Origin of the sequence: Phaeobacter sp. JH20_26 (assembly GCF_048056275.1) — a bacterium.
Classification (GTDB): domain Bacteria; phylum Pseudomonadota; class Alphaproteobacteria; order Rhodobacterales; family Rhodobacteraceae; genus Phaeobacter; species Phaeobacter bryozoorum.
The window spans coordinates 144516-168857 of the sequence record NZ_JAYMWL010000022.1 but is presented as its reverse complement, the minus strand read 5'-3'; the positions used below and the strand labels follow the sequence as shown (position 1 = coordinate 168857).

General features: G+C 61.1%; 25 protein-coding genes. 13 read left to right on the top strand and 12 right to left on the bottom strand.

The window, feature by feature from the left end; translation table 11 throughout:
- Nucleotides 1-5: 5 nt before the first annotated feature.
- From VWY60_RS17735 to VWY60_RS17715, 5 genes are all read right to left on the bottom strand, one after another.
- Complete coding sequence (locus tag VWY60_RS17735) at nt 6-1040, bottom strand: threonine aldolase family protein (RefSeq protein WP_416541311.1); 1035 nt, start codon at nt 1038-1040, stop codon at nt 6-8.
- Nucleotides 1041-1511: a YcgN family cysteine cluster protein gene (locus VWY60_RS17730; protein WP_340546244.1), complete on the bottom strand. Its 471-nt coding sequence runs from the start codon at nt 1509-1511 to the stop codon at nt 1041-1043.
- Nucleotides 1508-2440, bottom strand: a complete 933-nt coding sequence (locus VWY60_RS17725) for a bifunctional riboflavin kinase/FAD synthetase (protein ID WP_340546243.1) — start codon at nt 2438-2440, stop codon at nt 1508-1510. The genes VWY60_RS17730 and VWY60_RS17725 overlap by 4 nt, the downstream gene beginning before the upstream one ends.
- 75 nt (nt 2441-2515) lie before the next feature.
- Nucleotides 2516-2959 carry a MaoC family dehydratase gene (locus tag VWY60_RS17720; RefSeq protein WP_416534992.1) on the bottom strand — a complete coding sequence of 148 codons (444 nt, stop codon included), beginning with the start codon at nt 2957-2959 and terminating at the stop codon, nt 2516-2518.
- 146 nt (nt 2960-3105) lie between these two features.
- Nucleotides 3106-3981: a TIGR01459 family HAD-type hydrolase gene (locus tag VWY60_RS17715; protein ID WP_416541310.1), complete on the bottom strand. Its 876-nt coding sequence runs from the start codon at nt 3979-3981 to the stop codon at nt 3106-3108.
- Nucleotides 3982-4121: 140 nt separating this feature from the next.
- Between VWY60_RS17715 and VWY60_RS17710 the strand changes: the two genes are divergently transcribed.
- Entirely contained in the window at nt 4122-6089 is a 1968-nt protein-coding gene (locus VWY60_RS17710) for a methyl-accepting chemotaxis protein (RefSeq protein WP_416534994.1), read from the top strand.
- A 666-nt stretch (nt 6090-6755) separates the two neighbouring features.
- Here the strand turns inward: VWY60_RS17710 and VWY60_RS17705 are convergent.
- A complete protein-coding gene (locus tag VWY60_RS17705) occupies nt 6756-7676 on the bottom strand; it encodes a manganese-dependent inorganic pyrophosphatase (protein ID WP_416541309.1) in 921 nt (306 codons plus the stop codon).
- Between the two features lie 213 nt (nt 7677-7889).
- Here VWY60_RS17705 and VWY60_RS17700 point away from each other — a divergent pair, with 213 nt between their 5' ends.
- The 7 genes from VWY60_RS17700 to VWY60_RS17670 all read left to right on the top strand — a co-directional run bounded on the left by VWY60_RS17700 (nt 7890) and on the right by VWY60_RS17670 (nt 15034).
- Nucleotides 7890-8600, top strand: coding sequence for a DUF2161 domain-containing phosphodiesterase (locus VWY60_RS17700; RefSeq protein WP_416541308.1), 711 nt, complete (start codon nt 7890-7892; stop codon nt 8598-8600).
- Nucleotides 8601-8769: 169 nt separating this feature from the next.
- Nucleotides 8770-9057 carry a co-chaperone GroES gene (locus tag VWY60_RS17695; RefSeq protein ID WP_340546237.1) on the top strand — a complete coding sequence of 96 codons (288 nt, stop codon included), beginning with the start codon at nt 8770-8772 and terminating at the stop codon, nt 9055-9057.
- A 75-nt stretch (nt 9058-9132) separates the two neighbouring features.
- Complete coding sequence (gene groL / locus VWY60_RS17690) at nt 9133-10782, top strand: chaperonin GroEL (RefSeq protein WP_416534997.1); 1650 nt, start codon at nt 9133-9135, stop codon at nt 10780-10782.
- 307 nt (nt 10783-11089) lie between these two features.
- Complete coding sequence (locus VWY60_RS17685) at nt 11090-11983, top strand: HNH endonuclease (RefSeq protein WP_416541307.1); 894 nt, start codon at nt 11090-11092, stop codon at nt 11981-11983.
- A 92-nt stretch (nt 11984-12075) separates the two neighbouring features.
- On the top strand, nt 12076-12957 hold the full coding sequence (locus VWY60_RS17680; protein ID WP_416541306.1) for a DMT family transporter: 882 nt from the start codon (nt 12076-12078) through the stop codon (nt 12955-12957).
- A gap of 98 nt (nt 12958-13055) precedes the next feature.
- On the top strand, nt 13056-13889 hold the full coding sequence (locus VWY60_RS17675; RefSeq protein WP_416541305.1) for an esterase/lipase family protein: 834 nt from the start codon (nt 13056-13058) through the stop codon (nt 13887-13889).
- Nucleotides 13886-15034 carry an alpha-D-ribose 1-methylphosphonate 5-triphosphate diphosphatase gene (locus VWY60_RS17670; protein ID WP_416541304.1) on the top strand — a complete coding sequence of 383 codons (1149 nt, stop codon included), beginning with the start codon at nt 13886-13888 and terminating at the stop codon, nt 15032-15034. Before VWY60_RS17675 ends, VWY60_RS17670 begins: the two co-directional genes overlap by 4 nt.
- A 150-nt stretch (nt 15035-15184) precedes the next feature.
- Here the strand turns inward: VWY60_RS17670 and VWY60_RS17665 are convergent, their stop codons facing one another.
- From VWY60_RS17665 to VWY60_RS17655, 3 genes are all read right to left on the bottom strand, one after another.
- Nucleotides 15185-16261, bottom strand: a complete 1077-nt coding sequence (locus VWY60_RS17665) for a 5-(carboxyamino)imidazole ribonucleotide synthase (RefSeq protein ID WP_416541303.1) — start codon at nt 16259-16261, stop codon at nt 15185-15187.
- Nucleotides 16254-16754, bottom strand: a complete 501-nt coding sequence (gene purE, locus VWY60_RS17660; protein ID WP_340546230.1) for a 5-(carboxyamino)imidazole ribonucleotide mutase — start codon at nt 16752-16754, stop codon at nt 16254-16256. The genes VWY60_RS17665 and purE overlap by 8 nt, the downstream gene beginning before the upstream one ends.
- Before the next feature lie 127 nt (nt 16755-16881).
- Nucleotides 16882-17106, bottom strand: a complete 225-nt coding sequence (locus VWY60_RS17655) for a YdcH family protein (RefSeq protein ID WP_340546229.1) — start codon at nt 17104-17106, stop codon at nt 16882-16884.
- 178 nt (nt 17107-17284) lie between these two features.
- Here VWY60_RS17655 and VWY60_RS17650 point away from each other — a divergent pair, with 178 nt between their 5' ends.
- The 4 genes from VWY60_RS17650 to VWY60_RS17635 all read left to right on the top strand — a co-directional run bounded on the left by VWY60_RS17650 (nt 17285) and on the right by VWY60_RS17635 (nt 19934).
- Complete coding sequence (locus VWY60_RS17650; RefSeq protein ID WP_072505182.1) at nt 17285-17698, top strand: Hsp20 family protein; 414 nt, start codon at nt 17285-17287, stop codon at nt 17696-17698.
- A 5-nt stretch (nt 17699-17703) separates the two neighbouring features.
- Nucleotides 17704-17928 (top strand): DUF1150 family protein, encoded by a 225-nt coding sequence (locus VWY60_RS17645; RefSeq protein WP_340546228.1) that lies wholly within the window; start codon nt 17704-17706, stop codon nt 17926-17928.
- A gap of 247 nt (nt 17929-18175) precedes the next feature.
- Nucleotides 18176-19057 (top strand): PhzF family phenazine biosynthesis protein, encoded by an 882-nt coding sequence (locus VWY60_RS17640; protein ID WP_416541302.1) that lies wholly within the window; start codon nt 18176-18178, stop codon nt 19055-19057.
- Between the two features lie 13 nt (nt 19058-19070).
- Nucleotides 19071-19934: a hypothetical protein gene (locus tag VWY60_RS17635; protein ID WP_416541301.1), complete on the top strand. Its 864-nt coding sequence runs from the start codon at nt 19071-19073 to the stop codon at nt 19932-19934.
- 63 nt (nt 19935-19997) lie between these two features.
- Here the strand turns inward: VWY60_RS17635 and VWY60_RS17630 are convergent, their stop codons facing one another.
- The 3 genes from VWY60_RS17630 to trxB form a co-directional block, all read right to left on the bottom strand.
- The gene (locus tag VWY60_RS17630) at nt 19998-22073 is read right to left on the bottom strand and encodes a bifunctional sulfate adenylyltransferase/adenylylsulfate kinase (protein ID WP_340546225.1); all 2076 of its coding nucleotides are present in this window, start codon (nt 22071-22073) and stop codon (nt 19998-20000) included.
- Between the two features lie 184 nt (nt 22074-22257).
- Entirely contained in the window at nt 22258-22590 is a 333-nt protein-coding gene (locus tag VWY60_RS17625; RefSeq protein WP_340546224.1) for a ribonuclease E inhibitor RraB, read from the bottom strand.
- 5 nt (nt 22591-22595) lie between these two features.
- Nucleotides 22596-23537 carry a thioredoxin-disulfide reductase gene (gene trxB / locus VWY60_RS17620; RefSeq protein WP_416541300.1) on the bottom strand — a complete coding sequence of 314 codons (942 nt, stop codon included), beginning with the start codon at nt 23535-23537 and terminating at the stop codon, nt 22596-22598.
- Nucleotides 23538-23778: 241 nt separating this feature from the next.
- Between trxB and VWY60_RS17615 the strand changes: the two genes are divergently transcribed.
- Nucleotides 23779-24279, top strand: a complete 501-nt coding sequence (locus VWY60_RS17615) for an Lrp/AsnC family transcriptional regulator (protein WP_340546222.1) — start codon at nt 23779-23781, stop codon at nt 24277-24279.
- Nucleotides 24280-24342 lie beyond the last annotated feature (63 nt).

The following is a 24342-nucleotide window of genomic DNA, read 5'->3' as shown; positions in this document are numbered from 1 at the left end:
ACGTGTCAGATAAGCGCGAGAAACGCGTCTATCTGGTCGTCTTCTATGGACCAGTCGCAGACGAACCGCGCGGTGACCTCTTCGTCCGCTGCGCCTTCCAGGCCGCCGTCCCAAAGGTGATAGACCGCGCCGGCGTCGAACAGCCGCTGGTGGGTGGCGCGTGGCAGGGCGGCAAAGATCATGTTGGCCTGCGGATCATGGCTGAACCGGGCGCCTTTGCTGCGCAACCCTGCCGCCAGACGCGCTGCCTTGGCATTTGCCGCGCGGGCGTTGTGTAGCCAGAGATCATCGGTCAGATAGGCCAGCATCTGCGCTGACAGATAGCGGTGCTTGGAGAACAGATGCGCCCCGCGTTTGCGGCGATATTCGAACTCCTGCGCTTTGGCAGGGTCAAAGAAGATCACCGCCTCAACCCCCATGCAGCCGTTTTTGGTGCCGCCAAAAGACACCGCATCCACGCCTGCCTTCCAGGTCATCTCGGCGGCGGTGCAGCCCAGCGTCACCAGCGCATTGGTGAAACGTGCACCATCCAGATGCACCGGCAGACCGTAGGATTTTGCAACCTCGCAGAGCGCGCGCAGCTCTTCGACCGAATAGACCGTGCCAAATTCCGTCACCTGCGTGATCGAGACGGGACCGCGCTGCGGCCCGTGGACGCCGCGATTTTCCTCGCCCTCAAGGGCTTGGCGCAGATCGGCGGGGGTCATCTTATCAGCATCGGTCACCAGCGTCAGCTTGGCGCCGCCGGTGTAGAACTCAGGCCCGTTGCATTCATCGACGTTGATATGGGCCTGTCGGGTGCAGAACAGCGTCTGCCAGGGCTGCGACAGGGTCGATAGGGCCAGTACATTGGCGGCCGTGCCGGTTGCGACGAGGTAGATCGCTGCGTCCGGGGCGTCAAAGATCTCGCGGATGCGGGTGGTGACCTGTGCCATCTCGTCATCTGCACCGTAGCCCATGGCATAGCCAGTGTTGGCCGTTGCAAGGGCTGCCAGAATTTCAGGATTGGCCGGACCGGAGTTGTCAGAGGCGAAATGCATTTAGAGCGGCTCCTCGATTATATGCTCTTCCCAGTCTTCTTCGGGAGTGTCGAATTCCGATACGGTCCAGCCCCGCACCGAGACACCGGCCTCATGCACGCTTGCGGGATCACCGGTGATCAGCGGGTGCCAGTCGGGCAGCGGCTTGCCTTCCCAGAGCAGGCGATAGGCGCAGGTCTGTGGCATCCAATAGGCGTGGGTGTCCAGATTGTCGGGCTTCAGCACGATACATTCGGGGACAAACTGATGGCGGTTCTCGTAGTGGGCGCAGCGGCAGGTGGCATCATCCAGCAGACGGCAGGCAACCCGGGTCAGCGCCACTTCGCCGCTATCTTCATCCTCCAGCTTGTTCAGGCAGCATTTGCCACAGCCATCGCAGAGCGCTTCCCACTCGCGATTGTTGAGCTTTGTCAGCGGCTTCTTTTCCCAGAAGCGCTTGCCCAGCCCGTTGCGGTCAATGCCCTGGCTCATAGCGCCGCCAACAGCTGGCGCGCCGTGATGCAATCAGCGTCCATCTGGGCCAGCAGCCCCTCCAGCCCGTCAAAGGTCATTTCCGGGCGCAGGTATTCGACCAGCCCCACAGACAGCGTCGCGCCATAGAGGTTGCCGGTGAAATCGAACAGGAAGGTTTCAATATTGGGATGGCTGCCATCGAACATCGGGCGCACTCCGACCGAGGCGGCGCCATGATAGCTGCCCCGATAAGGGCCATCCAGCACATCGACCAGCACGGCATAGACGCCAAAGGCGGGCTGATGCAGCCCGTCGATCGACATGTTCGCCGTGGGATAGCCCAATTCGCGGCCGCGTTGTTCGCCGCCAATGACCTCGCCTTCGATCCGGTGCCAATGGCCGAGCATATTGGCGGCATCGCGCGGCCGCCCGTCGCTGAGCGCGCGGCGGATGGCGGTGGAGGAGACCGTGTCCTCGGAATATTCCATCAGCGGCGCCACGGTGACGCCGAACCCCATCTGGTCGCCAAAACGCTGGAGATCGTCGGCAGAGCCGGCGCGACCCTTGCCGAAACAGAAATCCGAGCCGACGACGACATGGCGCAGGCCTAGACCGTCGGCAATCACCTTGCGGGCAAAGCCCTCGGGCGTGAGACCGGAGAGGGCGGCATTGAAATTCAACTGGTAGAGACGCTCCACCCCCAGTTTTTCCAGCCGCGATGCCCGGGCTTCGGCCGACATCAGGCGAAACGGCGGGGCATCGGGGGCGAAGAACTCCCGCGGGTGAGGTTCGAAGGTCAGGACCCCGAGCGGCGCCTCGGGCACAGCGTCGCGGGCCAGGTCGATGACCGATTGATGGCCGCGATGGACACCATCGAAATTGCCGATGGCGGCAGAGGCCCCACGATCCTTTGGATCTACGAATTGAAAGTCACGGATAATGCGCATGGCCACTGCCTAGCCGCGCCGGGGCGCGCTTGCAAGAGCCATGCCACGGGGCGCCACAGCTTGGCGGCCATCGCCTCAGTCGAACTTGCGTGACGGCGCCATCACCATGGCTTCGCCGACCAGCACCTTCTTGCCCTCCACCATGCAGCGGCAATCCAGCTTGACCCGGCGTTTGTCGATCTCGATGCCGGTCACCTCGACCTCCGCAAGCACGAGATCGCCGGGGCGGACGGGGGCAAGAAACTTCAGGGACTGGCTCATGTAGATGGTGCCATGGCCGGGCAGTTGCTCGCCAATTACGGCAGAGATCAACCCGGCAGTCAGCATCCCATGGGCGATGCGCCCCTGAAACATGGTGTCCTGCGCGTAATCTTCATCCAGATGCACCGGGTTATGGTCCGTTGAGACCTCGGCAAACATCTCGATATCCTTGTCCGTCACCTCTTTGCGCAGATAGCGGACCATCCCCATTTCGATATCTTCGATGCAGATCGTTCCGCGCGGAAAATTGTCCAACATATGCCTCTCCTGTTGCCGTTGCTCTGCGAAAAATTGCGCGGTGCTGTCTATGGGTTGCGGGTCGAACCTGAAACAATCGGGCAAATGCAGACTTGTTACGGCAACTTTATTACTTTGCAGTCGCAGAAAGGCAAGTGTTTTCTCCGTTAGCGCAATCTGCCGATAGAATAGGTCGGTGCAGATTTTTCCTTTTCCAAATAGGTGCTTAGAGCGGCTTCATCGGGCTGGTGGTCGGTTTTGGTCTCTTTTGCTGCAAGTCCACCTGTAATGAAGAGTGAGTCCAGACCTTCGCCCATTGCGCCCGAGATATCGGTGTGTGGGCCGTCACCGATCGCCAATATGTCACGGTCGGCGATATCCAGGCCCAGCTCCGCCAGACGCCGCCGCGCCAGATCGTAGATCGGCGGGTGGGGCTTGCCGAAGTACAGGCTCTCGCCGCCCATTTCCGTATAAAGCCGCGCCAGCGCCCCGGCGCACCATTCGCGCGTCTCGCCGCGATCAACCACGATATCGGGATTGGCGCAGAGTAGTTTCAGCCCCATCTGCTTGGCATAAAGGAAATCCGGGCGGTTCACATCCGGGTCGGCCTGAGTATCGAAGGGGCCGCAGCAGACAATACCCTCGGCCTCCTTCAACGGAACGCGGGTCACATCAATCGGATCGTCCAGCATCTTCAGCGGCTCAAAGAAGCCGGCATCGCGTTCCCATTCACCCATGAAATAGACCTTGCGGCCAACGGCACCGCTGAACATGGCGGCGCGTGCGGAATCGCCGGAGGTGGCAATGGTGTCATAGGCATCCTGAGGGACGCCGAAGTCGCCAAGCTGTGCCGCAACTCCCGCCCTTGGCTTTGGCGAGTTGGTCACCAGCACAACAACACCGCCTGCCGCGCGAAAGCCCTGCAAGGCAGCGACGGCCTCGGGGTAGGCGGTGATACCGTTGTGCACACAGCCCCAAAGATCGACAAACAGGGCTTTGTATTGGCTTGAGACCTCGGCGAGGGAGGCAATGAGTCGGGTCATGGGACAGGTCTTTCACATGGGATTTCGGCTGTTCAAGCTATGCCAGAGCCTGCGGAATTTGACCAGATCGGCGATGTTTCCGGTTTTTTAACAACAGAGGCGTAGAACAGGTCGAGGCTACAACCCAGAGGTGTGCGGTAATGTTTCGAACGATGTCAACAAAAACCCGATTTATTATTTCGGGTGCGGTATCCGTTTTTGCGATTGTTATATTGGCTCTGATATCTGTCTACAGCCTGTGGCAAAGCGAACTGGAGCTTGAGCGGCAGATTGATGTAACCAAAACGGTGCGCCACGAGCTGAAGGTCGACCTCCTGCATGAAGAGTTGCACGCGGAAGTGATCTATCTCGTGTTTGCCGGGGATCATGCGACCGCAGCCGAGAAAGAGGCGCTGCGCGCACGAGTGGTCCAGGCCAGCGAGGAGCTTCGCAAGAATCTGGAATTGCTGAAAAACGATTCCTTGCCACCAAAGGCGCTGGCGCAGGTCGAGGGGATGGTGGCGGAGGTTGATACCTTTGTCGGTCAGGGCGTCGCCCTGGCAGAGCTGGCCGTCACCGACCCGGTCGCCGCGGAGGCTGCTGTCGATGCCTTTCAGGACAGTTACGCGGCCCTCAATGAGAAATTGCACCCGTTGAGTGACTGGATTGAAACCTCGGCGGTCGAAACCGCAAAGGCGGCGCGGGCACATGACATGCTTCTGCTTTATGTCCTCCTGGGAACATCCGCCCTGTTGGTCTTGGTGACGCTCTATAACGCGCGCAAGATGACCATGAACATTGTGCGCCCGATTGATCGGCTGCGCGAAGCCCTGCGCGAAGTCGCAGAAGGGGATTTTGGCATCAAGGTCGCTGAGCGGATGCGCGGTGACGATTTTGGCGAGATTGCCCGCGATATCGACCGTGTGTCGGCCCGGGTCATCAGCGAGCTGGAGAAACAGAATACCCTGCGTGTGGAGGGTGAGCATGTCATCGACCGGCTGCGTCAGGGCCTGCAGGCGCTGGCGTCCGGGAACTTCAGCGTTCGCATCGCAGAGAGCTTTGGCGAGGCCTATGATCCGCTGCGGATGAATTATAACGAAACGGTCGATAAACTGAATGAGGTGATGGCCCAGGTGGTCAAGGCAAGCGCCGCGATCCAGGCGCAATCCGATGAAATCCGGTCCGGTGCTGAAGACATGTCTGCCCGCACCGAAAGCCAGGCGGCCACGCTGGAGCAAACGGCTGCCGCACTGGAAGAAATGACGGTCAGTGTCAACAACTCCGCCCAGAACGCCAAAGCCGTCGAAAGCGCTGTGGATTCCGCGCGCAAGGATGTTGAAAACAGCGGCCGGGTCGTGGAGGGCGCGATCGAGGCGATGAATGAGATCGAACGCTCGTCCGGGCAGATTTCGCAGATCATCGGCGTGATCGACGACATTGCCTTCCAGACCAACCTGCTGGCATTGAACGCTGGTGTCGAGGCGGCGCGGGCAGGTGAGGTCGGGCGCGGTTTTGCCGTCGTCGCCTCCGAGGTGCGCGCTTTGGCGCAACGGTCATCGGATGCCGCCAATGAGATCAAGTCGCTGATTTCGGCCAGCACCAGGACGGTGGAAGAGGGCGTGGAGAAGGTCGATAGCGCCGGCAAGGCCCTGTCGCAGGTTGTCGGCGAGGTGGTCAATATCGCCACGCTTGTCTCTGGTATCTCTTCGGAATCCGGTGAGCAGGCGCAGGGGCTGAACGAAATCAACATCGGTGTTGCCCAGCTGGACAATGTCACCCAGCAGAATGCCGCGATGGTTGAGGAATCCGGCGCTGCCATCCTGAAGATGAACAGCGAGACCTATGGTCTGAACCAGATCGTCAGCCAGTTTGTCCTGCTCTCAGCAGATGGTGCCGCAGGCCGCGCACCCTCAGCGGCGGAGCGCGCAGCGGCCGTTGTCGAAGCAGGTCACCCGGATGAGGAGCGTTGGGAAGACTATAACGAAGTCTCCGCCCATGGGCCTGTTTCCGGCGACGGTATCGATGATTGGGACACCGACCGCGCATCGCTGCACAAGTCCGTGGGGTCGAAAGCAGGGGGTGCCGGTGACGATTGGGCGGATCGGGATGCGGTTGCCAATTTCGCCTGATGGCCTGACGGCCTGAGCGCCTGATAGTCGTCTGTGGGGCACGGTAGGCAGCTGACCACGCGCCGGTTTCAGGCTTGCCGCCTGCCGCGCGTGGCGGCCTGTCACCTGGGATCGGGCGTCAGCTTCGCCTGGTGCAATCTGAACCGACCGGCCTCGGTCAGCCGATGCCTGTGAGCGAATCGGGCGCCCGCGACTTTATGGCAGGATTGCCTGCGCCAATGCCTTTGCATGACGGAAATGCCAATGCCGGTCGATAGATCCACGTCACCTCTGGCGGTGCTGTCTCCTTTGCCGAGGCGCTGACGCCGGTCGCGGCGCTTTGGCCCCTTTTGCACCGGGGCGGGCTGGGATGACTTAGGTATCCGTGGCTTACTTTCGCCCTGAGGCGTGATTTGCTGGAGTGTCATCCGGGGACCGCGACACGGGCAACCACAGCAATTGGTCAATGCGCACCGCAGATGCGGCAAACAGAGGTCCGCGGGGATCCGCAAGAGGGTGGCGATCGCTCTGCGCGTGCTACCAGCACCTGGTTGCCGGTCGATCGAAACGCGCGGTGGTATCACCCGGAGATCGGACTGCCGGATACTGCGGGTCCATCATAAAAGATGCGGGCCTCCTTAGAAGACCCGCATCTTTCGCATTTCATAGGCTCGAAGGCGCCGGGCCTTAGATTGTCAGATTGGGGATGATCTGTTTCTTGCGGCTCATGATCCCCGGCAGCACAACGCTATCGCCCTCCGCTGTGGCGCCAAAGCTCTTGGCCGCGAGGGTTTTCACCAGGTCGTTGGGCACCAGAAGGGTGGCTTCTTCCTTCAGGATATCCACCACAAAGAGCAGAACCTGATCAACGCCATCTTCGGCAGCGACAGTTGTCATGGTTTCCATCAGCGACGCCTTGCGATCCAGCACCACGGCGGGAGCGGTGGTTTCCAGAACCGAGACCCGGAATTTGGTGCCTTCGACCGCGTATTCCTTGGAATCCATCCGCAGCAGCTCTGCGTCGGAGAAGGCCGAAACATCGGATTTCGCGGCAAACATCTCGGCGGCATAGGTGGCGATATCGACGCCGAGATCTTCGGCCAGGCTATAGGCCACGGCTTTGTCTTCCTGGGTGGTGGTCGGCGAGCGGAATTCCAGCGTGTCGCTCAGAATGCAGGTCAGCATCGCGCCTTTGATCTCGCGTGGTGCCTGCGCCAGATCGCTGCCGATCATTTTCAACATGATGGTCGCGGTGCAGGCGACCGGCTCGATGCGGATGTCGATGGGGCCTTTGGTTTCCAGCCCGCCGACCAGTTTATGATGGTCGATGATCGCACGAACGTCAGCGCCATTGATATTGGCGGGCAGTTCAGCCGGGTTGTTGGTGTCGACGATGACGACAGGCTGATCATCGGCCACATCGCTGATGATCTCCGGCTTTTCCAGCCCCCAGTGTTGCAGCATGAAGGCCGCTTCGGTGTTGGGCTCGCCCAGCAATTTCGGAGCGGCTTCGACGCCTTTGATCTGGTTCAGATACCACGACCAGATGATGGCGGAGCCGGTGGAATCGGTATCGGGGGATTTATGGCCGAAGACGAAGGTAGTCATTGAAGTGTGTCCTATGCAGATGCCGGAATTTTGCGCGTCTTATAGGTGGGGGCGACGATCTTGTCACCCCGGCCCGTTGTCTCGTCAATGCAGCTATGCCGTCCGTGCAGATCAGGGCAGCGCAGGCGCGCCAAGAGCGCCAATGGCTGCGGATCATTGCCCTGATTTGGCGAATGGCTTTTCCTCGGCTGCGGCTGGGGGTAGCATTGCGCCATGACCCGCGAAGATCAGCTTTATCCGCCCGTGAAGGCCCTGTTGGAACAGCAGGGGTATACCGTGAAGGGGGAGGTGGGGGCCGCTGATGTGGTTGCCTGCCGGGGCGATGAACCACCGGTCATTGTCGAGCTGAAGTTGCGGTTTTCACTGTCGCTGTTCCATCAGGCGATCACGCGGCTTGCGCTGAGCGACCTCGTTTATATCGCTGTGCCGAAACCCGCTGGCCGCCAGGCGCGGCGGGTGCTGAAGGACAATCTGGCGATGTGTCGGCGTCTGGGGCTGGGGCTGATCACGGTTCTGCCGGATGGTCGGACGGAGGTCCAGTGTGATCCGGGGCCTTATGCGCCGCGAAAATCGGCCAAGAAACAGGCGCGGCTGCTGCGCGAATTCCAGCGCCTGCAGGGGGATCCGAATGCCGGTGGGGCCACTCGCCACGGGATCGTGACCGCCTATCGCCAGGACGCCCTGCGCTGTGCCGCCCATCTGGCAGACCACGGGCCGAGCAAGGGGGCCGCAGTGGCTAGGGCAGCGGGCGTCCCGCAGGCCACCCGGATCATGGCGAGCAATCACTATGGCTGGTTCATGCGGGTCGCCACCGGCATTTATCAACTGACCGAGGCCGGTCAGGCGGGGCTGGTTCATTGGGCGCATAGCTGGGAAGCGCTGGGGGCCGACGATGGGACAGCGGCCGAGGTGGGCCCTGCGTGATGGCCGCGGCAGAATATTGCCATAAAATTTCCCAACCAACCTGTTGACAGGACCGCACGCCCTGCCTAGCTATTCCTTCGTTAGCACTCGGCAGTATTGAGTGCTAACACCCTCTGCGGGGAGCAGGGGGGCGAGACAACAACCTTTGAGCCTTTAAGGAGCTACAAAGATGGCATTGAAACCGCTTCATGACCGCGTGCTGGTCCGTCGCACCGAAAGCGAAGAAAAAACCGCCGGTGGTCTGATCATCCCTGATTCCGCCAAGGAAAAGCCGAGCGAAGGCGTTGTCGTCGCAACCGGCGAAGGCGCACGCAAGGACAGCGGCGAGCTGATCGCAATGGCTGTTTCGGCTGGCGACAAGATCCTGTTCGGCAAATGGTCCGGCACCGAGGTCACCGTCGACGGCGAAGAGCTGCTGATGATGAAGGAAAGCGACATCATGGGCATCATCGAGTAAGACACCGGGTTTTTCCCAAGTCTGCTCTGATCTCTGATCGCCTAAACCCACAGAATTTCTCTAGGAGAGTAAAAAATGGCTGCTAAGGACGTCAAATTCGACACCGATGCCCGCAACCGTATGCTGCGTGGCGTCAACATTCTGGCCGACGCCGTGAAAGTGACCCTGGGCCCGAAAGGCCGCAATGTGGTTCTGGACAAATCCTTCGGCGCACCGCGCATCACCAAGGACGGCGTGTCCGTGGCGAAGGAAATCGAACTGGAAGACAAGTTCGAGAACATGGGCGCCCAGATGGTGAAGGAAGTTGCTTCCCGCACCAACGACGAAGCCGGTGACGGCACCACCACCGCAACCGTTCTGGCCCAGGCCATCGTCAAAGAAGGCCTGAAGCAGGTTGCAGCCGGTCTGAACCCGATGGACCTGAAGCGCGGCATCGACCTGGCAACCTCCAAGGTTGTTGAAGCGATCAAAGCCTCGGCCCGCGACGTGAAAGACAGCGACGAAGTTGCGCAGGTTGGCACCATCTCCGCCAACGGCGAAGCAGAAATCGGCCGTCAGATTGCTGACGCGATGCAGAAAGTCGGCAACGAAGGTGTTATCACCGTCGAAGAAAACAAGGGTCTGGAAACCGAGACCACTGTTGTCGAAGGTATGCAGTTCGACCGTGGCTACCTGTCGCCCTATTTCGTCACCAACCCCGACAAGATGGTTGCAGAACTCGACGACTGCATGATCCTGCTGCACGAGAAGAAACTGTCGTCGCTGCAGGCAATGGTTCCGCTGCTTGAGCAGGTGATCCAGTCGCAGAAACCGCTGCTGATCATCGCTGAGGACGTCGAAGGCGAAGCGCTGGCAACCCTGGTTGTCAACAAGCTGCGCGGCGGTCTGAAAATTGCTGCTGTCAAGGCACCGGGCTTCGGCGATCGCCGCAAGGCCATGCTGCAGGACATCGCAATCCTGACCGGCGGCCAGGTCATCTCCGAAGATCTGGGCATGAAGCTCGAGTCCGTCACCATGGACATGCTGGGCACCGCCAAGAAAATCGAAATCACCAAAGACGAAACCACCATCGTTGACGGCGCTGGCGAGAAGGCCGAGATCGAAGCACGCGTTGCCCAGATCCGCACCCAGATCGAAGAGACCACCTCTGACTACGACCGTGAGAAGCTGCAAGAGCGCGTTGCCAAACTGGCTGGCGGTGTTGCCGTGATCCGCGTCGGTGGCATGACCGAAGTGGAAGTGAAAGAGCGCAAAGACCGCGTCGACGATGCTCTGAACGCAACCCGCGCAGCCGTGCAGGAAGGCGTCATCGTTGGTGGTGGTGTTGCTCTGGTTCAGGCCGGCAAGGCACTGGACGGTCTGGAAGGTGCAAACTCCGACCAGAACGCCGGTATCATGATCGTTCGCAAGGCCATCGAAGCGCCGCTGCGCCAGATCGCCGAGAACGCCGGTGTTGACGGTGCCGTGGTTGCGGGCAAGATCCGTGAGTCCTCTGACAGCAGCTTTGGCTACAACGCCCAGACTGATGAATATGGTGACATGTTCTCCTTCGGCGTGATCGACCCCGCCAAAGTGACCCGCACCGCGCTGGAAGATGCAGCCTCGGTCGCAGGCCTGCTGATCACCACCGAAGCCATGGTTGCCGACAAGCCCGCCAAAGAAGGCGCGGCAGGTGGCGGCATGCCCGACATGGGCGGCATGGGCGGCATGGGCGGCATGATGTAATCACAAATCCCCTTGGGATTTGGGATGAGGCTAAAGGCGATTGGCTGCAGGTTTGTTATCTGGGCCAATTCGCCGGAAGCCCACCGCTGATGACTGGAAGAATTAGGGGCTGCCTTCGGGCGGCCCCTTTTCGTTTCGCGGGGAGAGAGAAGGCCCGCCTTGCGGGCCTGCCTCCGGCGGGAGTATTTTTGGAAAGGTGAATGAGGGGGGGGGCGTCGCAGCGTCGGCATGTTTGGCCAGAAAGAGGGGATGATGCCTCTTGTCTCTTCTCTTTTCGTTTTCGAAACAAAGGCCTAAAGTTGCCGCCATGGTCAAAGCAGTTTTTATTCAGTCCTCGCATTCGGGTTATGACGACCAGCCTGGAAAAGCGTATCATTTCCCGAAGAAGCTCTATTTGAGCCGGGTCGAGCAAACCGTGGGCGACTGGGTCATCTTCTACGAGGGGCGGCGCGGCGGCGGTAAAGGGTACCATGCTGTACAGCGTGTCCTGAAGGTGCAGGATGACCCTGAGGACCCAGCATTTGCCTATGCGCTGCTGGACACAGGCAGCGAGCTGTCCTTTGAGAATTTTGTTCCCCGATGGGTAGAGGGGCAGGGACCCTATGAAACCGGGCTGCCACGGTCGCGCGGCAGCAACACAAGCGCGGTGCGGCTGATCTCCGACGCGGATTTTGCGCGCATTATCAATGCCGGCCTGACTGCGCGCGAAGAGCCGAATGCCATTCCGCGAACCGGGGATTTCACCGCAGAGCCTGGTTTTGCCGAAGCACAGGTCGCTTTTGAATCCCCAAATGGACCTCGCGAAATGCTGCTGTCCCAGCGGGCCTTCCGGGATCGCAGTTTTGCAAGACAGGTCAAACATGCCTATGGCGGCCGCTGTTCGGTGTCGGGGCTGGAGTTGCGCAATGGCGGCGGGCGGCCGGAGGTCGAGGCCGCCCATATCGTGCCGGTTTCGGAATCTGGTCCGGACACGGTGCGCAATGGGCTGGCCCTGTCGGGAACGGTGCATTGGATGTTCGACCGAGGTCTTTTGTCGATCAGTGACGACAATGAGGTGCTTGTTGCGAAGAAGGCGGTGGATGACGCGACGCTGGATCGTTTGCTGCTGCCGGACCGGCGATTGATTGAGCCTGTGAACCCCGCATTCAAACCACACAGATCATATCTCCGCTGGCATCGGGAGAATGTCTTTAAGGGTTAGAGGCGCTTCGGGGGACATGTTCAGTCGAAGATAGATCTCTGACACGAAAATATCACTGGTCCGAAGTTGGTTTGCACGATAGCAGCCAGTTCATGCGCCTGTTTCTTCTTGTCTTCCTCACCATGGTGGCCTTTGCCGCCAATTCCATCCTCAGCCGACTGGCGATCGGAGGCGGGCATATGGAGGCTACAAGCTTTGGCCTTTTGCGCGTGCTGTCCGGGGCGGTCACGCTGGTTGGGCTCTGTGCCCTCAGCGGGCTGTCGCTGAGACGTGATCGACGCCAGACCTTCTGGGGGGCGGCGGCGCTTACGACCTATATCGTCGGGTTCTCCATCGCCTATGAGGACCTGGATGCAGGGCTTGGCGCGCTGATCCTGTTCGGCGTGGTGCAGGTGTCGATGTTCCTGTGGGGGGCGCTGCGGGGCAGTCCGGTCGCGCCGGGGCAGGTCGCTGGCGCGGCAATTGCTCTGGTCGGGCTTGCTGCGGTGGTCTGGCCGACCGACGGTGTGCCAGCGGCGCCGCTGGGGGCCTCATGCCTGATGGCGCTGGGCGGTCTTGGATGGGCGGGCTACAGTCTGCTCGGACGGGGCGCAAAGGCACCACTGGCGGCAACGGCTGTGAATTTCGCGGCGGCGAGCGTGATCATGGTGCCCGCGGTGCTGATCTTCGGCGCGGACATCGTCATCTCTCCATGGGGCGTGGTGCTGGCCATTGTGTCCGGCGCAGTAACCTCGGGCCTTGGCTATGCGCTCTGGTATCACGTCTTGCCACAGCTTGCGCCCGCCGTGGCTGCCACGGTTCAGCTGTCGGTGCCGGTGATCGCGATCCTCGCCGGTGCGGTTGTGCTGGGAGAGGTGATTGGCCTGCAGCTGACCATTGGCGCGATCGCTGTTCTGGCCGGTATTGCAATCGTCGTCCTGTCTGGGCCGGGGCGCAGGCGGGCGGCGGACATCCCGGCGGGCAAAGAGGGCTAAGGCGCCGCGTCACGGCTCCGGGAATCGCGGTCTGCTCTTTCCGTTGAGGTGAAATGCCCCTATCTGCGGTGTCACGACCCCTTGAGACCGCGAGCACAATGACCCGACATTCCACCACCTTCTTAGCCAGTATTTCGGCATGTGTCGCCGCGATCCTGTGTCTTGCTCCGGGATTGGCCCGTGCAGATTGCGCGATCCTGCTGCACGGTCTGGCGCGCAGCGAAATCTCGCTGGCGGTTATGGGGCAGGTGCTGGAGGCGCGCGGCGTCAAGGTCGTGACACCCGGGTACCCGTCAACCGACAAACCGGTGGCGGTGCTTGCCGCGGAGACGCTGCCGGATGCGGTCGGGCAATGTGCGGAGCAGATATCGCAAGGCGAGCAGATCCACTTTATCACCCATTCGATGGGCGGCATCCTGCTGCGCCACTGGTTGCGGGAAAACCGGCCAGAGGCGCTGGGGCGGGTGGTTATGCTGGCTCCTCCCAACCACGGCAGCGAATTGGTGGACGAACTGGGCGACTGGGAGGTCTTTGGCCTGTTGAACGGGCCTGCGGGGCTGCAGCTGGGAACCGGCGAGGACAGCCTGCCCAACCAGCTGCCTGCTGCCAGTTTCCCGGTTGGGGTCATCGCCGGGCGCTTCTCGCTCAACCCGGTGTTTTCGGCCATCATTCCGGGGCCGGATGACGGCAAGGTGTCGGTGCAGAGCACATATCTGGAGGGCATGGCGGATCACATCGTGTTGCCCGTGACCCATACTTTCATGATGAATAATCCGCAGGTCATTGCGCAGGCGTTGCATTTCCTCGACAGGGGGCGCTTTGACCCCGATCTGACATGGTTTGAGTCCATCACGGGTGAAATAGAGGAGGCCTGTGCCGGTGGTCGGTGCAGCGCCGATGGGGATCAGCTGCAAGAGGAGGCCCGGCCATGAGCACGCTTGAACTGACATTGACCGGTGCAGATGTACTGCGCCCGGACGGGATGGAACGCGGTGGCGTGCTGGCGCTGGCAGCAGGTCGGATCCAGGCCGAGCGGGCGGGGCGGCAGATTGACCTGACCGGATATCGGATCCTTCCGGGGATCGTTGACTGTCACGGCGATGGGTTCGAACGTCACCTCGCGCCCCGGCGCGGTGCCATGAAACAGATGGTCGAAGGGGTGATCGCCACAGAGGCAGAACTGGCGGCAAACGGCATCACAACCGGTGTTCTTGCCCAGTTCTACTCCTGGGAGGGGGGGCTGCGCGGTCCCGACTTTGCAGATCAGGTCTTTGAAGGGATCAAATCCGCAAAACCCCGTGTCGTTACCGATCTGATTCCGCAGCTGCGGTTTGAAATCCACCTGCTGGAGGCCTACGATGATCTGCCGTCACAGATCGCGGGGTGGCAGGTCCCCTATGTCGTCTTCAACGATCACCTACCTCATGACCGGCTTGCGCAAGGAAAAAAGCCCCCCCGGTTGACCGGCCAGGCGCTCAAGGCAGGGCGTAATCCGGAGGTTCACTGGCAGATGTTGCAGCAGATGCATGCCCGCAGACCCGAAGTGCCCGCGGCGCTGGATCAGCTGGCCGCAAAGCTTCAGGCCGCAGGCGTCTGTTTGGGCAGCCATGATGACCATACAGCGGATGACCGCATCACCTGGCGCCACCGCGGCGCGCGGATCTCGGAGTTTCCTGAAACAATGGAGGCTGCAGAGGCCGCGACATCAGCGGGCGACCCTGTCATCCTCGGCTCACCCAATGTGGTGCGCGGAGGCTCACACAAGGGCAATGCCTCGGCGCTGGATCTGATCGCCATGGGGCTCTGTGATGCGCTCGCCTCCGACTATCACTACCCCAGTCCGCGCCGGGCGGCTCTGATGCTTGAGAAAACCGGTGTTCTGGATTTTGCCTCAGCCTGGAGGCTGGTTTCAGCAGGCCCGGCGCGTATCCTCGGGCTGGAGGATCGCGGAGAGCTAAGGCCCGGACAACGCGCCGATCTCGTGATCCTTGACGCCCAGGGTGGTGTTGCAGCCACGCTCTCGGGCGGCAGGGTCAGCTATATGAACGGCGATGTGGCAGGCCGCTTTCTGGTCTGACAGATCCGCCGCGTCGCCGGGAGGGGAGCGCCGCGCATCAGGCCGGATGGCCCTCTTTGCGGCGCGTAAAACCGGCGGGGCCGCTTTTACTGCCCTGCCGCCATCTTCTGGCTCAAAATATCCCGGGGTTTGGGGCAGAGCCCCAATTGGTCAGGTCTGTGGCAGCTGCACCCGGTTCACATGGCCCATCTTGCGGCCCGGCTTGGCTTCGGTCTTGCCGTAGAGATGGATGGCGCAGCGGGTTTCCTGAGCCAGCTCAGGGATCCGGTCCACATCGGCACCGATCAGGTTCTCCATCACCACATCGCTGTGCCGCTGCCCATCGCCAAGGCTCCAGCCAACAATTGCGCGGATGTGTTGTTCAAACTGATCCACGGCGCAGCCATTCTGCGTCCAATGGCCGGAATTATGCACCCGGGGAGCGATTTCATTCACGATCAACCCCTGTGGCGTGACAAAGAGTTCGACCCCGAGGACGCCCACATATTCCAGCGCGTTCAGGATCTTGCCTGCCATCAGGACCGCGTCCATACGCTGTCCGGCGCTGAGGCGCGCGGGCACTGTCGTTGTATGAAGAATGCCGTCGCGGTGAACGTTCTCACCGGGATCAAAACAGGCGATCTCGCCGCTGACGCCGCGCGCGGCGATCACTGAAATCTCATGGCTGAAGGTGACAAACCCTTCCAGGATCGAAGGGGCGCCTGCCATCTCGCTCAGCGCGGTGGCTGCGTCTTCAGGCGCCTTGATCCGGGCCTGCCCCTTGCCGTCATAACCGAAGCGGCGTGTTTTCAGGATCGAGGGGGTGCCGATTGTTGCCAGCGCCGCGTCGAGGCTGGCCTGATCGGCAATATCGGCAAAAGCTGCGGTGCTTAGGCCGAGATCTTGCAGAAAGGTCTTTTCGGTCAACCGGTCCTGGCTGATCCGCAGGGCCTCACGGCCGGGGCGGATGGGTTTGTGCTGTTCCAGCAGGTCCAGCGCCGACGTCGGGATGTTCTCGAACTCATAGGTGATCACATCAACAGAGGCGGCAAAGCCTGCCAGCGCGGCCGCGTCCTCATAGCTCGCGGTTGTCACCTTATGGGCGACATCTGCGGCCGGGGGATTTGCACTCGGCTCGAAGATATGGGTGCGAAAGCCGAGGCGGGAGGCGGCGACCGACAACATGCGGCCCAGCTGGCCACCACCGAGAATGCCGATGGTGGCGCCTGTGTTCAAACGATCAGTCATCAACCGGTTCCTCTGGGATCGAAGCGGAAAGAGCCGCGCGCCAGTCGTCGAGACGCCGGGCAAGTTCGGGATCCTGCAAGGCCAGAATTCCGGCAGCCATCAATCCGGCATTTGCTGCACCGGCGGCGCCGATGGCCATGGTCGCAACCGGGAAGCCCTTGGGCATCTGCACGATGGAATAAAGCGAATCAACACCGGAGAGGGCGCGGGTCTGAACCGGCACACCAACCACCGGAACGCGGGTTTTCGACGCGACCATGCCGGGGAGGTGGGCGGCCCCGCCGGCGCCAGCGATGATCACCTGCAGACCACGTTCGGCGGCAGATTTGCCGTAGCTCCACAGCCGGTCCGGGGTGCGATGGGCCGAGACGATCTTTGCCTCATAAGGCACGCCCAGTTCGTCGAGGAGGGTGGCGGCTTCTTTCATGGTTGGCCAGTCGGACTGACTGCCCATGATGATGCCCACTTTGATGTCGGCGGTATGCTCTGGCATAGGCTCGGATCCTGTCATGCCGCGGGCCTGCGAACCCGCTGGGTTGGAGGAAGCGCGCACTATAGAGAACCCTGTGCATCGCGCAATGCGGCATTGGAGCTGTCGGGCGCGTTGGCTGGATGGGGGATCAGGCGATGATATCCGGTGTCAGCCGGTCTTCGATCAAGGCTATCTTGTCTTTCAGGATCAGCTTCTGCTTCTTCAATCGCTGAATGGTCAGCTGATCGCTGGTCCCGCGCTCCTGCAGGGCCACGATTGCTTCGTCCAGATCGCGGTGTTGCCTGCGAAAGACCTCCAGCTCCACCTGTAAAACATCATCGGTTTTCATGGAGATATCGGTTGGTGCGTTCATTGGCGACTCGTCGGCTGGCGGGTTAATCTTTGGCGAATATTACGCTTTTAGAGGCTTTTGCGCCAGCGCCGCGGTGCCTTGGGCTTGTGAAAACAGATAAAACATCCATATTCTTAGGGAAGCGGTCGCCATAATGGGGCCGTCGCCATACGTCGCTTTAGAATCAAGGACGAAACCCGTGTCTAAACTCACACTTGGCTCGTATCCGCATATGTTGGGATTTGAGCAGCTGGAACGCCTCTTGGAACGCTCGGCCAAATCCGGGAACGAGGGCTATCCTCCCTATAATATCGAACAAACCTCAGATCATTCCTATCGCATCACGCTGGCGGTGGCCGGCTTCGGCGAGGCGGATCTGGCGATCACTGTCGAGGACCGTCAACTGGTCATCCGGGGACGCCAGAGCGATGACAGCGATGGCCGGGTGTTTTTGCACCGGGGCATTGCCGCGCGGCAGTTTCAGCGCATGTTTGTGCTGGCGGATGGGGTCGAGGTGGGGGAGGCCATTATGGAAAATGGCCTCTTGCATGTCGACCTGACCCGATCGCGGCCCGAAACCGTGGTTCAGACGATCAATATCAAAAAGGGGTAAGACAGATGCATACAGCCTATCAGTTCAACGATGCCGACAGCCGCATTGTCTATGTCAAGGCGGTTGATGTCGCGGATCTCCCTGCGGAGGTTCAGGCCGGTGCCGCCGGTCGCAGCCACCTCTATGCGGTGCATGATGCCGCTGGTGAACAGCTGGCCCTGGTCAGCGACCGGAAAATGGCCTTTGTTCTGGCGCGGCAGCATGATTATGCGCCGGTGCCGGTGCACTAATAGATATTGCCGCACGGCGTGAGCAACGCCAGCGCAGGTGATTGCAAGCGGATCGGGCGCCATACCCATGGCGCCCTTTTTGTTGGGCGGGTGACAGCTGCGGCGGGGCTCTCAGGCTGTCCGGCAGGCGCTGCGCGCAGGTGCAATCAAAGGGGCAGGCGGCAACTCCGGACCCAAATCCGCTTGCGATGCCGCGTGCGGCGTGATCTTGCTGACGCAGGACCGTGATCACGCCGGGGAGGGTACATTGCGATACGATTTTGACTGGGTAGATGCCTTTTCGGGCCGGGCCTTTGGTGGCAACGGCTGCGCGGTGGTCCATGGCGGCGCCGGGCTGAGCGATGAGATCTGCATGGCCTATGTGCGCGAGACCTCGCTGGTGGAATGCACCTTCACCGGCCCGTCACAGGTTGCCGATGTGCGGGTGCGCTATTTCCTCGCCAGCCGCGAGATCCCTTTTGCAGGCCATCCGACCATTGCCACCGTGGCAGCCTTGCGCGACCGTGGCCTGATGGAGGGCGATGCGATCACGCTGGAGACCGGAGCCGGTCTGGTGCGGGTGAGCATGGCGGATGATCTCATTGAAATGACCCAGATCGCGCCAGAATTCGGCGCCTTTGCCGATCCGCAGCTGGTCGCGGCGGCGGTTTCGCTGCCGGTGGAGGCGATTGTTGGCCGACCGCAGCGGGTGTCGACCGGATTGCCGTTCTGTATCACGGTGTTGCGGGACCGTGCCGCGCTTGAGGCCGCGACGCTGGATGTGCCGGCGCTGGCCCGGCTGGGGACGGCAATGGGTGCCGACGGTATCGACATGATGGAACCGTTTCTGGTGACCTTGAGCGGTGCCACCGCCGAGGGGGACACATTCTCGCGGCTGCTGATGGCCCCGCCGAGCCCGCCGGAGGATCCATTTACCGGCTCGGCGACCGGCGCCATGGCCGCCTATCTGTGGCACCACGGTCTGATGGAGCGCGACCGTTTCATTGCCGAGCAGGGACATGGCCTTGGCCGTCCCGGTCAGGCTGTGGTGACGCGGGTTGGCCCGGCGGATGCGATTGAGGGCGTGCGGGTGGCGGGCCGGGGCTATGTTCTGATGCGCGGCACCGTAGATCTGCCAGACCTCGGCTGACAGAGGGCGGACTGTGACGCGCGAGCCTGCCATTGCGGTGGTGCCCTATGGGGCAAAGCTGAACCGGGCCTTTGCCAATCGCGAGCTTGCAAGCCTGCACTGGCCGTTCGGTTGCCCCGGCGATCTGATCGGCGGGCGGGTCTCGGATCTTGCAGCGCAAGACCATCTGATTGTCTGGGCAAAAACCGGAATGCACCTGCCGGGGCGCTGGCCCTGTCGGGCGGGGATCTCCATGATGGTGATGGAGCCCAAAATCATGTCGTCGTTGCACCACCGGCTGCTGCCCTGGACCTGGCGGCGGTTCTTTCGGGTGTTCAGCTATAATGAGGACTTGCTGGCGGGCATTGGCAACGGGCTTTTCCTGCCCTTCGGCACCACATGGGTGCCTGAGTGGCAGGAGCTGGCGATAGAGAAACGTGCCGATCTTTCGATCATCGCCTCAGCCAAGCGGGACCATCCGGGCCACAAGCTGCGCCATGACGTGGTCGAACATCTGAGGTGCAGCACGCCCGAGGTGGCCATCCTCGGGCGGGGATACCAGCCGTTTGAGACAAAATCCGACGGGCTGGCGCCCTACCGCTATAGTGTGGTGATCGAGAATGTCCGCGAACGGAATTATTTCTCAGAGAAGCTCATCGACGCGATCCTCTGCGAAACGGTGCCGATCTATTGGGGCTGCCCGAATATCAGCGATTTCTTCGATCCTGCCGGAATGATGATCTGCTCTACCGGCGAAGAGATACGCGCGGCCATCGCGATGATATCGCAGGATGATTACACGGCGCGGCTGCCGACGCTCAGGGCGCTTAAGCCGGAGGCTGCGCGATATGGCAGTATCGAGCGTCGCGCGGCGGAGGCGCTTCGGGCCAGCCTTTAACCCCATGCGTGAGTCGAAAAAGGCCGCCCGATCGGGCGGCCTTCTGTGAGTCTTGCGGGTGGATCAGCCTGCGATCAGCCCCATGTTCTCCAGCTTCAGCAGAACCTGATGAGCGCAGTTGTCGACGTCGACATTCTCGGTCTCGACACGCAGCTCCGGATCAACGGGGACATCATAGGGATCGGAAATCCCTGTGAATTCCTTGATCTTTCCTTCGCGAGCCAACTTGTAGAGACCCTTGCGGTCGCGGCGCTCGCATTCCTCGATCGAGGTCGCGACATGCACCTCCAGGAAAGCACCGAACTGCTCCACATCCTCACGCACGGCGCGGCGGGTAGTGGCATAAGGCGCGATCGGCGCGCAGATGGCGATGCCGCCGTTCTTGGTGATCTCGGAGGCCACATAGCCGATGCGGCGGATGTTGAGGTCGCGGTGCTCTTTCGAGAAGCCCAGCTCGGAGCTGAGGTTTTTCCGCACGATGTCGCCATCGAGCAGCGTCACCGGACGGCCGCCCATTTCCATCAGCTTGACCATCAGAGCATTTGCAATGGTGGATTTGCCGGAGCCGGAGAACCCGGTGAAGAACACGGTGAAGCCCTGCTTGGAACGTGGCGGCTTGGTCTTGCGCAGCTCGTTCACAACCTCGGGGAAGGAGAACCACTCGGGGATCTCCAGGCCTTCCTGCAGGCGACGGCGCAGTTCGGTGCCGGAGATGTTCAGGATGGTGACATTGTCGCGATCTTCAATCTCGTCGTTGGGTTCGTATTGGGCGCGTTCCTGCACATAGACCATGTGTTTGAAGTCGACCATTTCGATGCCGATTTCTTCCTGATGCTCGCGGAACAGATCCTGCGCATCATAAGGGCCGTAGAAATCTTCACCGGCGGAGTTCTTGCCGGGGCCTGCGTGATCGCGACCAACGATGAAATGGGTGCAGCCGTGGTTTTTGCGGATCAGCCCGTGCCAGACCGCCTCGCGCGGGCCGGCCATACGCATTGCCAGGTTCAAGAGCGACATGGATGTGGTGGCCGCCGGATATTTGTCCAGCACCGCCTCATAGCAGCGTACGCGGGTGAAATGATCGACGTCGCCCGGTTTGGTCATGCCGACAACCGGGTGGATCAGCAGGTTGGCCTGTGCCTCGCGCGCAGCGCGGAAGGTCAGTTCCTGATGTGCCCGGTGCAGCGGGTTGCGAGTCTGGAAGGCCACGATGCGGCGCCAGCCCAGTTTGCGGAAATAGGCGCGCAGCTCGTTCGGAGTGTCGCGACGTCCGCGGAAATCATAGTGGACGGGCTGCTGGATGCCGGTCACCGGACCGCCCAGATAGATCTTGCCTGCGGTGTTATGCAGGTAGTTGACCGCCGGATGGGCGTCATCATCAGCGCCGAACACCTTTTCGGCTTCGCGCGATTTGTTCGGCTCCCAGCGATCGGTCACGGTCATGGTGCCAAGGATGACACCTTCCTGATCGCGCAGGGCGATGTCTTCGCCGATTTCCAGCGATGCGGCAAAATCCTCGGACACATCCAGCGTGATCGGCATCGGCCAGAGGGTGCCGTCCGCAAGGCGCATGTTTTCGACAACGCCGTTGTAGTCTGCTTCGCTCAGAAACCCTTTCAGCGGGTTGAAGCCGCCGTTCATCAGCAGCTCCAGATCGCAGATCTGGCGCGGGCTCAGGTCATGGCTCTTCAGCTCTGCGGCCTCGACCTTCAGCTTTTGGGCGGAGTCATAGGAGACATAAAGCTCCGGGATGGGGGCAAGATTATTCTGCATCAACTTGGTCCTGTACTTGAAGGGGACGAGGCCACTGGTGGTCCCAGTGAGTTCAGCGTGAAGCGCGTCGTATTCGGCGAACTTGCGGGCGAGAAACTGATCGGTGAGCCGGATTTTTTCGGCAGCACCTCGGGTGGTAAGCGCATAGGCGAAGCGTTGACGTTTGTCGGGACCTGCGCGATGGCTGACCTTGACAAGACCGGCTTCTGCGGCTGCGCGTAGATGTGCATTGAGCCGCCCAAGTGATATCCCGACAGCCGTCGCCGTCGCCCGCTGCGAGGCGTCTGGCGCCTTGTCGAGCTGGCTGAGGATACGAAAGAGCAGGTCTTCGTCCTCATGGCTGAGTGGTGTGGATCGGGATGGCATCGGGTCGACTCAAAGTGTGTTCACGGGTGAACGCATGTCATGCTTTGCAGTCGCAGCAAAGTCAAAACCCTTTTGAGTTTCGTGAAAAAGACCGCCGTTCCCCTATTGCAACGCAAGCGGAACGGGCGGTCTGTTGTCTCCGGCGGGCCGGGACAGGGGTCTGGCAGCCGGGGCTGCCTTGGGCTCAATCCTCGGCAAATCCCCAGCCGTCTGGCCGAAACCCATGGTCAAGTGCAGTCCGGGTTGCGACCTCTTCGACCATCCAGATCGCTGCTGCGGACAGGATCTGTTCGGGCATCGTCGCGATCAATGTGGCGGGATCATCGCCCTCGGCCTCTGCCCATTGGGTATAAAAGCCCAGATCGGCCAGTGCCTCGGCAAGGGGCATCCAGTCCTTGGCCTCTTCAGCGACAAAGAACAGATCAAGATCCGCCTCAAACGGCAGGTCACCCTCGGCCTGCAAATCGGAGAAGGCCGAGAATGTCTCGGCCTTCTGGGTGTCGAAATCATGCGCCACCGCGCTCACTCCTGCTCTGCGAGGAAGCGTTCGGCATCCAGCGCCGCCATGCAGCCCATGCCGGCGGAGGTCACCGCCTGACGATATTTGTGATCGGTCAGGTCACCAGCGGCAAAAATGCCGGGGATGGAGGTTTCGGTGGTGCCGGGCGTTACCTTCACATAGCCGCCATTGTGGGTTTCCAGCACGTCCTTGACCAATTCATTGGCAGGCGCATGGCCGATGGCGACAAAGACGCCCTTGCAGGGGATTTCGGTGATTTCGCCGGTCTTCACGTTCTTCACCCGCACGCCCTCGACGCCCAGCGGGTTCTCGGTGCCGATCACCTCTTCCAGCTGGTGGAACCACAGCGGCTCAATCTTCTCGTTCTTCATCAGGCGGTCTTGCAGAATTTTCTCTGCGCGCAGCTCGTCGCGGCGGTGGATCAGCGTCACCTTGGAGGCAAAATTGGTCAGGAACAGCGCCTCTTCCACAGCGGTATTGCCGCCGCCGATCACCACAATCTCCTGGCCGCGATAGAAGAAACCATCGCAGGTCGCGCAGGCGGAGACGCCAAAGCCCTTGAACTTCTCCTCGGACGGCAGGCCGAGCCATTTGGCGCGCGCGCCGGTTGCCAGAATGACCGCATCGGCGGTGTAGACGGTGCCGCTGTCACCCTTGGCCACGAATGGGCGCGAGGTGGTGTCGAGATCGGTGATGATGTCCCCGATGATCTCGCAGCCCATCGTCTTGGCGTGCTCCTGCATCCGCACCATCAGATCCGGGCCCTGAACCTCGGTGTCGCCAGGCCAGTTCTCTACCTCGGTAGTCGTGGTCAGCTGGCCGCCCGGCTCAATGCCCTGAACCAGAATCGGCTCCAGCATGGCGCGGCTGGCGTAGACGCCGGCGGTGTAGCCTGCCGGGCCGGACCCGATGATCAGAACCTTGGTGTGGCGCGTGTCGCTCATCTCATTTCCCCAGTCGATGAAAGGGCGGTCTTGCCGCCGTCAGGCAATGCATATAACTGCACCCGGCGATGTCTTAAAGCCCCGGCTTCAGCGATGTCGGATGCCCCCGGTTTTGATGCCTGGGCTAAGATGCTGAGGTCTCATCTTATCAACGGCAAATATTGTTGCGCGCGTCTGAAATAATATTGCGTGCGCTACGGATGCTGGTATAACAAACGGAAAATTCAACAGGAGCTTCCAGATGGTCACAACACGCCTTGATCCGATTGATCGCAAGATTTTGTCGGAGTTACAGGCCGACGGTCGTATGACCAATGTTGAACTGGCCAAGCGTGTGGGTATTTCCGCACCGCCGTGCCTGCGCCGGGTGCGCTCGCTTGAGGAGGCCGGGCTGATCCGCGGATACCATGCCGAGGTCAACGCACGCGAATTGGGGTTCGAAGTGCAGGTCTTTGCCATGGTGGGGCTGGAAAGCCAGGCCGAGGCCGAGCTGAGCGCCTTTGAAGCGAAATGTCGCGACTGGCCGCTGGTGCGCGAGTGCCACATGCTGAACGGCGAGGTGGATTTCATCCTGAAATGCGTCGCGCCCGATCTCAGCACCTTCCAGAGCTTTCTGACCGGCGATCTGCTGACGACGCCGAATGTGGCCAGCGTCAAGACCTCGCTGGTGATCCGAGGGGCCAAGGACGAACCCGGCGTTCCCTTTGATGTGCTGGAGCAACGGCTCGCGCGCGAAGCCTGAGGGGCAGAGCCTCGCAGAAATCGGTCAGGCCAGTCTGATCAGAAAAAGCGCCTCGCAATGCGG